Here is a 1618-nt window from a genome sequence, read left to right on the forward strand (position 1 = left end):
TACTGTTTCTGCCGGGTACGACCCTCCCCCTTCTTCACCCGCTCGACAGTCCAGCCTTTCTTGATCTTATCCAGTATTTCGCCGACCCCGAGGACAACCTCGCCACGGGCAAGTCCGCCCTTGGGGAGATCGCTGTCGTGAAGCGTTTCCTTTCCACGCGGGCTGAACTTCTGCTGACCAAGAGACCTCGGCAGCTCGATGTCCTTGTAAATGTCAGGATCCTTGTACCAGTACATCCCGATGGCATTTTTCTCCACGTCGCCCGTTTCATTGCCTTCTCCCTCGGGCGCCGGCCCGGGTACGTAACGCTTCGTCTTCTGACCGCCGCCCTTGCCCTTCGTCGTGCCGGGCTTCTTCTTATTCGTCGCCGGCTTCGCCTTGGTCGGGTTCATTTCGGCGACGATGTCCCACTCGTCGCCGGCGGGCATCGCCGTGAGCACCTTGAACCGGTGTTCCCCGCGGAGTTCCGCGAGTGTGTCGCGCATGCCGTCGTCGTCCAGCGGGTTCTGCTCGGACTCGACGACGACCTTGCCGATCGCGTCCATCGCGGCCTGCCAGCGCTGCTCGTTCTCGGGCCGCGGCGGCGTGCCGTCGGCCGCCGGGTCCTGCTTGCCGGTGGCGGGTTTCCCGCCGGCCGGCTTCCCGCCGGGAGCCTCCACGTGTTTCGGGTCGGCGTCCGTGCCGCCGGGCGGGGCGCCGTCGGACCATTTCCCCTTCTTGTCCGCGTCATCGGACGCCTTCTTCGGGACGTGGTCGTTCATCAGGTCGGTCATGAACTTGTCGGCCGAGAACTCCACCGGCGTGAACGTGATCTCGGGGAACCGGTCCGAGCCGATGACGTAGTCGACGTCCGCCCCGATGCCGAACTCGCCCGGCAGCGGGTACTCGAGCTGGCCGATCGGCCACGTCCACTTCTTGTCCGGTGCCGGTGACCACCACGGGCTGTCCAGCTCGACGAACAGGTCGCCGCCGAGGGCGAGGAACGGCTGCGCGGCCAGCTCCAGGTGGCCGTGCAGGAAGAACTCGCCGCTCTTGCCGGCTACCGGGTCGGCCTTCTCCCGGTAGCCGATGGTCGGGGTCGCCTCCACGTATCCCCGGATTCCGGCGAGCGCGTTGATGCCGACGCCGGCCTTGATGTCGTGGCCGAGCAGTTCCACCCCGGCGCCGCCCTCGGCCCGCAGCCGCAGCCCGGCGAACGCGGAGATGTTCAGCGTGCCCGCCACGCTGAACGCGTTGAGCACGGCGGGATCGGTGGAGTAGCGGCCGAGAACCCTGATGTCCCGCAGCACGCCGGGGCCGAGTTTCGCCATCGCGTCCAGCCCGACGTTCGCGAACACGAACACGTTCCCGACCAGCGGCACGCCGTACAGGGCGCGGGCCTCCAGCGTGAAGACCCGGCGGATGTAGTCCCGCTGGGCGAACAGCTCCACCTGAGCCGGCGGGGCGATCTCGCCGTCCACCGTGACGTGCCCGGCGCCGTCGACGATGACCCGGGCCTTGCCGGTCAGCCAGTCGGAGAACCGGAAGTCCAGCGTCCCCCAGCCCTGTCTCTTATACACATCTCCGAGCCCACGAGACAAGAGGCAATCTCGTATGCCGTCTTCTGCTTGAAAAAAAA

Annotated in this window: 1 pseudogene; it reads right to left on the reverse strand. The window is 66.7% G+C overall.

From position 1 onward, the window contains the following. Nucleotides 1-1559: pseudogene (locus NBW84_RS03465) on the reverse strand (hypothetical protein); the annotation flags it as partial. Nucleotides 1560-1618 lie beyond the last annotated feature (59 nt).

Origin of the sequence: Protofrankia sp. CiP1_Cm_nod2, assembly GCF_920664355.1 — a bacterium.
Lineage (GTDB): Bacteria > Actinomycetota > Actinomycetes > Frankiales > Frankiaceae > Protofrankia.